This window comes from Micromonospora sp. AMSO1212t (assembly GCF_008868145.1).
Taxonomy (GTDB): domain Bacteria; phylum Actinomycetota; class Actinomycetes; order Mycobacteriales; family Micromonosporaceae; genus Micromonospora; species Micromonospora tulbaghiae.
The window spans coordinates 1-7,374 of the sequence record NZ_WBKS01000195.1; the positions used below are offsets into that span (position 1 = coordinate 1).

The window sequence follows — 7,374 nt, forward strand, 5'->3', positions numbered from 1 at the left end:
CGTTCCGGGGTGCTCGGTGGGGGACGTGGATGCGGCTGTCGCGCGGGCGGGTGCCGCGTTCGAGTCGTGGCGTCGGGTGGCGCCGGGGGACCGGGCGCGGCTGCTGCGGCGGTTCGCCGCCCAGGTCGACGCGCACCTGGAGGAGCTGGCGCGGCTGGAGGTGCGCAACGCCGGGCACACCATCGGCAACGCGCGCTGGGAGGCGGGCAACGTCCGCGACGTGCTCGACTACTACGCGGGCGCCCCGGAACGGCTGACCGGGCACCAGATCCCGGTGCCCGGCGGGCTCGACGTCACGTTCCACGAACCGCTGGGCGTGGTCGGCGTGATCGTGCCGTGGAACTTCCCGATGCCGATCGCCGGCTGGGGATTCGCCCCGGCGCTCGCCGCCGGCAACACGGTGGTGCTCAAGCCCGCCGAGCTGACCCCGCTGACCGCGCTGCGCCTGGCCGAACTGGCCCGCGACGCCGGCCTGCCCGACGGCGTGTTCACCGTGCTGCCCGGCCGGGGCAGCGTGGTCGGCGAACGGTTCGTCACCCACCCGGCGGTCCGCAAGATCTGCTTCACCGGCTCGACCGAGGTCGGCACCCGGATCATGGCCGGCTGCGCCACCCAGGTGAAGCGGGTGACGCTGGAGCTGGGCGGCAAGTCGGCGAACATCGTCTTCGCCGACGCGGACCTGGAGAAGGCGGCGGCCACCGCGCCGTACGCGGTCTTCGACAACGCCGGCCAGGACTGCTGCGCCCGCTCCCGGATCCTCGTCCAGCGCCAGGTGTACGACAGGTTCCTGGAACTGCTTGAACCGGCCGTACGGGCGCTGCGGGTGGAGGACCCGGCGCGGGAGACCGCCGAGATGGGCCCGCTGATCTCCGCCGCGCACCGGGACCGGGTCGCCGGCTACGTCGACGGCGCGGATGTGGCCTTCACCGGCTCGTGCCCCGACGGCCCCGGCTTCTGGTGCGCCCCGACGGTGCTGCTCGCCGGTTCCCCGGCGGACCGGCACTGGCGGGAGGAGGTCTTCGGCCCGGTCGTCTCGGTGCTGCCGTTCGACGACGAGGCGGACGCGATCCGGCTCGCCAACGACACCGAGTACGGGCTCTCCGGCTCGATCTGGACCCGGGACGTCGGGCGCGCGGTGCGGGTGGCCCGCGCCGTCGAGTCCGGCAACCTCAGCGTCAACTCGCACTCCTCGGTGCGCTACTGGACCCCGTTCGGCGGGATGAAACGGTCCGGCCTGGGCCGGGAGCTGGGTCCGGACGCGCTGCACGCCTTCACCGACGTCAAGAACGTGTTCATCGGCACCGAGGAGTGATCACAGTGCAGGGACGGCTTTCCGAGCGGGTGGCAGTGGTGACCGGCGCGGGCAGCGGCATCGGGCTGGCCACCGTACGGCGCTTCGCCGCCGAGGGCGCCCGGGTGGTCTGCGTGGACATCGACGCCGACGCCGGCACCCGGGCGGCGCAGGAGGTGGGCGGTGAGTTCGTCGCCGCCGACGTGGCCGACGAGACGGCCGTCCGCGACCTGTTCGACGGGGTGGTCGAGCGGCACGGACGGGTGGACGTGTCGTTCCACAACGCCGGGATCTCGCCGCCGGACGACGACTCCATCCTGGAGACCGGCCTGGACGCCTGGGAGCGGGTGCTGCGGGTCAACACCACGAGCGTCTACCTGTGCTGCAAGTACGTCATCCCGCACATGCGCCGGCAGGGCAAGGGCTCGATCATCAACACCGCGTCGTTCGTGGCGCTGATGGGCGCGGCCACCTCGCAGATCGCGTACACGGCGAGCAAGGGCGGGGTGCTGGCGATGACCCGGGAGCTGGGCGTCCAGTTCGCCCGCGAGGGCATCCGGGTCAACGCGCTGTGCCCCGGGCCGGTGGCCACGCCGCTGCTGCTGGAGCTGTTCGCCAAGGATCCGGAGCGGGCCGCCCGGCGGCTGGTGCACGTGCCGATGGGCCGGTTCGGCGACCCCACCGAGATCGCCGCCGCGGTGGCGTTCCTCGCCAGCGACGACGCCTCGTTCATGACCGCCGCGCAGTTCGTCGTCGACGGCGGCATCACCGGCGCGTACGTCACTCCCCTATGAGCGTTCGGAGAAGGCCGGTCATCGGCATCACCGCGTACGTCGAGCCGGCCGGCTGGGCCGTGTGGCGGGACGTGCCGGCGACGCTCGTGCCGCACGCGTACGTCCGGGCGGTCACCGCGGCGGGCGGCCGGGCCGTCGTGCTGCCCCCTGACGACGCCGACGCCGACGTGCTGGGGCTGCTGGACGGGCTGCTGCTGGCCGGTGGCGCGGACGTCGGCCCGGAGCGGTACGGCGAGCCGCCGGACCCGCGTACCGAGAGCCGGCCGGACCGCGACGCCGGCGAAGTGACGCTGCTGACCGCCGCGCTCGCCGCCGACCTGCCGGTCCTTGGCGTGTGCCGGGGGATGCAGCTGCTCGCGGTGGCGTACGGCGGCGTGCTGCACCAGCACCTGCCGGACGTGGTCGGGCACGGCGGGCACCGTCCCGCGCCGGGCGTGTACGGGTCGCACCCGGTGCGCTTCGCCGCCGACAGCCGGGCCGGGCGGGTGATGGCCGGGGTGGACCGGGTCAACTCGTACCACCATCAGGCGGTGGCCGACCCCGGCGGCCTGGCGGTCACCGGCTGGGCCGACGACGGCGTGGTCGAGGCGGTGGAGGACCCGGCGCGGCGCTTCGTGCTCGGTGTGCAGTGGCACCCGGAGAACGAGGCCGACCCGCGGCCGGTGGCCGCGCTGGTCCGGGCCGCGACGTCGGCCAGATCACACACCGGCGTTTCGTAGGTCAGGAAAGCCGAATCGGCGGTCCGGTCGACCGGCGAGGAGTGCCCGACTCGCCCCGGCACGCCGGTTACGCCAGGATGTGGCGGAGGTAAGCAGCGTCTACCAGGGCGAGTGCGTTACGTTGCTCGTCCGTCGGGGTAGTAGGCGGGGACGGTCGGCGTAGCAGCGCCGACCGTCGTGATCATGGCCGGAGCGGGAGGCTGCATGGGCTCGGCCCAGCGGGGCGGGGACGACGGTCGGACGTTCCCGGCGGCCGGCGAGGCGTCACTTTCGCCGCTGCTGGCCGCGGCGTTCGCCGCCGGTGGCGAGATGGGCGAACGGCTGCGCGGTTTCGACTGGTCGACCACCGCTCTCGGCAGCCCGGACCGCTGGCCCGCCGCGCTCTCCCACGCGGTGAGCACCATGCTGTCGTCCCGCGCCCAGATCGTCGTCTTCTGGGGCGATGAGCACCTCGCCTTCTACAACGACGCCTACCGGCCGACCATCGGCGACAAGCACCCGGCCGTGATCGGCCAGTCGGCGCGCCGGTACTGGGCGGAGACCTGGGACGTGCTCGGACCGCTGCTGGACGGCGTACGCCGCACCGGCGTGGCCTACCGGGGCGAGAACCACCCCTTCGTGCTGAACCGGCACGGCTTCCTGGAGGACGTCTACTTCGACATCTCGTACGACCCGGTCCGCAGTGCCGACGGCACCGTCGGCGGCGTGTTCTGCTTCGTCAACGAGACCACCGGACGGGTGCTCGGCGAGCGCCGGCTGCGTGCCCTCGCCGAGCTGGGCAACGAGCTGGGCGACGTGCCGGGCCTGCTCGAACTGGGCCGGGCCGTCACTCGGGTGCTCGACGCCCATCGCGCCGACGTGCCGTTCAGCGCGCTGTGGTTCCCCGATGAGCACGGGACGCTCGTGCCGGGCGGCTGTTCGGGCGTGGACCCGGCCACCGTCGCCGGCCCGCCGCCCGGCCTTCCCGAGGGCGAGCCGCTCACCGAGGCGCGCTGGATCGCCACCGCCGACCTGCCCGGCGCGGTGCCGCCGGACGCCGCCGATCAGGCGCTCCTGCTGCCGCTGACCGCCACCAACGAGCCGGCCGGCGTGCTGCTGCTCGGTGTGTCCCGACGGCTGCCGTTCACCGACGACTACCGCGACTTCGTCGACCTCGTCGCCGCGCAGGTCTCCCGGGCGGTGGGCAAGCAGCGGGCGCACGAGCAGGAACGCGCGCGAGCCGCCGAGCTGGCCGCGCTGGACCGTGCCAAGACCAGCTTCTTCGCCAACGTCAGCCACGAGTTCCGTACCCCGCTGACGCTGGTGCTGGGGCCGCTGGAGGAGATGCTCGCGGACCGGGAGCTGCCCGAGCGGTACCTCGACCGGCTCACCGTCATGCACCGCAACGGGCTGCGTCTGCTCAAGCTGGTCAACACGGTGCTCGACTTCTCCCGGCTGGAGTCCGGCCGGCTGGCCGCGCGCTACCAGCCCACCGACCTGTCCGACTACACCTCCCGGCTGGCCAGCACGTTCCGCTCGGCCACCGAGCGGGCCGGGCTTCGCCTGGTGGTGGACTGTCCGCCGCTGCCCGCGCCGGTCTACGTCGACCGGGACATGTGGGAGAAGATCGTCCTCAACCTGGTGTCGAACGCGGTCAAGTTCACCTTCGACGGCGAGATCCGGGTCCGGACGCGCGCCGCCGACGGGGCCGCCGTCCTGGAGGTGACCGACACCGGCGTCGGCGTCGCGCCGGAGGAGCTGCCGCAGGTCTTCGAGCGGTTCCACCGGGTGGCCGGCGCCCGCTCGCGTACCCACGAGGGCACCGGCATCGGGCTCGCCCTGGTCCGCGAGCTGGTCGAGATGCACGGCGGCACGGTGAGCGCGCACAGCGTCGTCGACCGGGGCACGACGTTCACGGTGACCATGCCCTTCGGGTACGCACACCTGCCCGCCGACCGGGTGGCCGCGCTCTCCCCGGTTCCGCTGAGCGAATCGGAGCAGGCCCGCCTGTACGTGGCCGAGACGGCGCTCTGGACCGACGAGGTCGCCCGGCCCACCGGACTGCCGGAGGCGTCCGGCTCACCGGGCGGGTCCGGCCGGATCCTGTTCGCCGACGACAACCCCGACCTGCGCGAGCACGTCGTCCGGCTGCTCTCCCCGGCGTACGAGGTGGTGGCCGTGCCGGACGGCGTGGAGGCGCTGCGGCTGGCCGTCGAGACCCCGTTCGACCTGGTGCTGACCGACGTGATGATGCCCCGGCTGGACGGCTTCGGGCTGGTCGCCGCGCTGCGGGCCGAGCCGGCCACCCGGCACGTGCCGATCGTGCTGCTCTCCGCGCGGGCCGGCGCCGCCGAGGAGGTCGCCGGTCTCTCCACCGGCGCCGACGACTACCTGACCAAGCCGTTCTCCAGCCAGGAGCTGGTGGCCCGGGTCCGGGCCAACGTCGAACTGGGCCAGTTGCGCGGGCAGATCATCCGCCGGCTACGGGCACTCGCCGACGCCGTCGTGGAGATCAACAGCGCCCGTTCCACCGCCGAGGTGGTCCGGGTGGCCGCCCGGCACGCGCTGCGCCTGGCCGAGGCCGGACGGGTCCGGGTCACCGCCACCGGGGCCCGCCACGAGGAGGACGCCGGCGGTGACCTGCCCACCGAGCCGACTCTGGTGCTGCCGCTCACCGGCACCTCCGGCGGGCAGCTCGGCGAGCTGCGCGTGTGGCGCCGGGAGGGTGGCGGCACCGAGGAGGCGGCGCTCACCGAACTGGCCCGGTTGATCGGCGTACGGCTGGAGAACGCCCAGCTCTACGAGGCCGAGCACCACATCGCCACCACGCTCCAGCACAGCCTGCTGCCACGTACGCTGCCGCAGTTGCCCGGCGCGCTGGTGGCCAGCCGTTATCTGCCCGGCAGCGCCGACGTGGAGGTCGGCGGCGACTGGTACGACGTGATGGCCACCGCCGACGACGACGTGGTGCTGGTCATCGGTGACGTGGTGGGCAAGGGCGTGCGGGCCGCCGCGGCGATGGGCCAGCTCCGCAACGCGCTGCGGGCGTACGTCCTGGAGGGCTACGACCCGGGCGAGGCGCTGACCCGGCTCAACCGGCTGGTCCACTCCGCCGGCAGCGGCTCCTTCGCCACTGTGGTCTGTCTCGGCTTCTCCCCGCGCACCGGCCGCATCCGGTACGCCAGCGCGGGCCATCCCTCACCCCTGCTGATCCGAGGTGACGACGTGGCTTTCCTGCACGATCGGGCCCTCGGACCGCCGATCGGGGCCATTCCCGGCGCCGTCTACCCCGCCGCCGAGGGAGAACTCGCCCCGGGCAGCCGGCTTCTGCTCTACACCGACGGCCTGATCGAGGACCGGTCCGCGGGCATCGACGCCGGGCTGGACCAGTTGCGGGCCGACGCGACGGCGCGCGCCGCGCACGTGGCGGACCTGGTCGACGCCGTCATGGCGCGGGTGGCCGGGCGGTCCCGGCACGACGACGTGGCGGTGCTCGCGCTGGAGGCGGCCGAGCTGAACCGGTTCGCGCTGCGCCTGCCCGCCGACCCGACCCGGCTCAGCGTGCTCCGCAAGCGGCTGGAGGACTTCCTCGTCGCCCACCAGGTCGGCGAGACCGACCTGTTCGACCTGACGGTGGCGGTCTCCGAGGCGGCGGCGAACGCGATCGAGCACCCGGTCGACCCGGTGGACCCGACGATCGAGGTCGAGGTGACGATCGCCGATCGTACGGTCACCGCGACCATCCGGGACAGCGGGCGCTGGCGGGAGTCGAGCGGGTCGAGTTTCCGGGGACGCGGGCTGACGCTGATCCAGGCGCTCGCGGAGATGACCGTGAGCCGTACCGCGAACGGCACCGAGATGACGCTGCGCCGCCGGCTGGCCGACTGACACCGGCGCGGCGGCGCAGCGGCACCTAGAGGGTGACTTCCGCGTCCTCCGCGAGGGTGAAGAGCCCGGCGTCGAACACCAGCTTCACGAGCTTCGTCCCCTTCGGTACGTCGAAGTAGACGTTCGCCTTCACTGCGTTCCCCGGGTTGATCTCGTCGAGGAAACCCTCGCCGCTCTCGTTGCCGTAGATCGCGGCCTCGCCGTCGGCCTCGTACTCCCGGCCGGTCGCGTCGAGGGCGCTGACGGTGCCGTCGGCGTGGAACAGCTTCGCCTTCTTGGTGACGTTCTTCGCGGTCAGGACGACCCGGCAGAAGCTTCCCTGGGCCTTCTTGTTCAGGAAGTCGCTGCCGACCTTGGCGATGCCGCACTTGATGCTGTGTGCGGTGAACTCGAAGTCGCCGCCGCGTACCTTGTCGCCGATCCGGTAGGCCTTCGGCGCGTCGGCGGGCTTCTCGCTCTTGGCCGGCGGCGGCGCGGCGGCCGAGGTGGGAGCGGAGGTCGGGGCCAGCCCGGCGCCGTCAGCGGCGGGGGCGACGGGAGCGCCGCTGCCGGCCGCGCCGGGGCTCTTCTCGTCGCCGGTCAGGGCGAGCAGGGCCGGTCCACCGCAGCAGAACACCACCACGACGGCGACACCGATGAGTACCGGCATGAGCCACTTCTTCTTCGGCGGCGGTCCGAAGCCGGGCTGACCGGGCGGTGGCGG

5 protein-coding genes are annotated in these 7,374 nt (G+C 73.5%); 4 read left to right on the forward strand and 1 reads right to left on the reverse strand.

The features are described 5' to 3' along the window. Positions 1-16: 16 nt before the first annotated feature. The 4 genes from F8279_RS28465 to F8279_RS28480 all read left to right on the forward strand — a co-directional run bounded on the left by F8279_RS28465 (position 17) and on the right by F8279_RS28480 (position 6,671). Positions 17-1,312 carry an aldehyde dehydrogenase gene (locus F8279_RS28465; protein ID WP_151501582.1) on the forward strand — a complete coding sequence of 432 codons (1,296 nt, stop codon included), beginning with the start codon at positions 17-19 and terminating at the stop codon, positions 1,310-1,312. A gap of 5 nt (positions 1,313-1,317) precedes the next feature. Continuing rightward, positions 1,318-2,085 carry a 3-oxoacyl-ACP reductase gene (locus F8279_RS28470; RefSeq protein ID WP_151501583.1) on the forward strand — a complete coding sequence of 256 codons (768 nt, stop codon included), beginning with the start codon at positions 1,318-1,320 and terminating at the stop codon, positions 2,083-2,085. Then, complete coding sequence (locus tag F8279_RS28475; RefSeq protein WP_151501584.1) at positions 2,082-2,804, forward strand: gamma-glutamyl-gamma-aminobutyrate hydrolase family protein; 723 nt, start codon at positions 2,082-2,084, stop codon at positions 2,802-2,804. Before F8279_RS28470 ends, F8279_RS28475 begins: the two co-directional genes overlap by 4 nt. Before the next feature lie 204 nt (positions 2,805-3,008). Beyond that, positions 3,009-6,671 carry a SpoIIE family protein phosphatase gene (locus F8279_RS28480; protein WP_151501586.1) on the forward strand — a complete coding sequence of 1,221 codons (3,663 nt, stop codon included), beginning with the start codon at positions 3,009-3,011 and terminating at the stop codon, positions 6,669-6,671. A 25-nt stretch (positions 6,672-6,696) separates the two neighbouring features. Here F8279_RS28480 and F8279_RS28485 read toward each other — a convergent pair. Beyond that, positions 6,697-7,374: DUF4352 domain-containing protein (locus F8279_RS28485; RefSeq protein WP_225853447.1), on the reverse strand; the 678-nt coding region annotated here is incomplete at its 5' end.

Excerpts from the sequence above, each read along its gene's own strand:
- F8279_RS28475 (WP_151501584.1), top strand. The coding sequence starts at position 2,082 with ATGAGCGTTCGGAGAAGGCCGGTCATCGGCATCACCGCGTACGTCGAG.
- F8279_RS28480 (WP_151501586.1), top strand. The coding sequence starts at position 3,009 with ATGGGCTCGGCCCAGCGGGGCGGGGACGACGGTCGGACGTTCCCGGCG.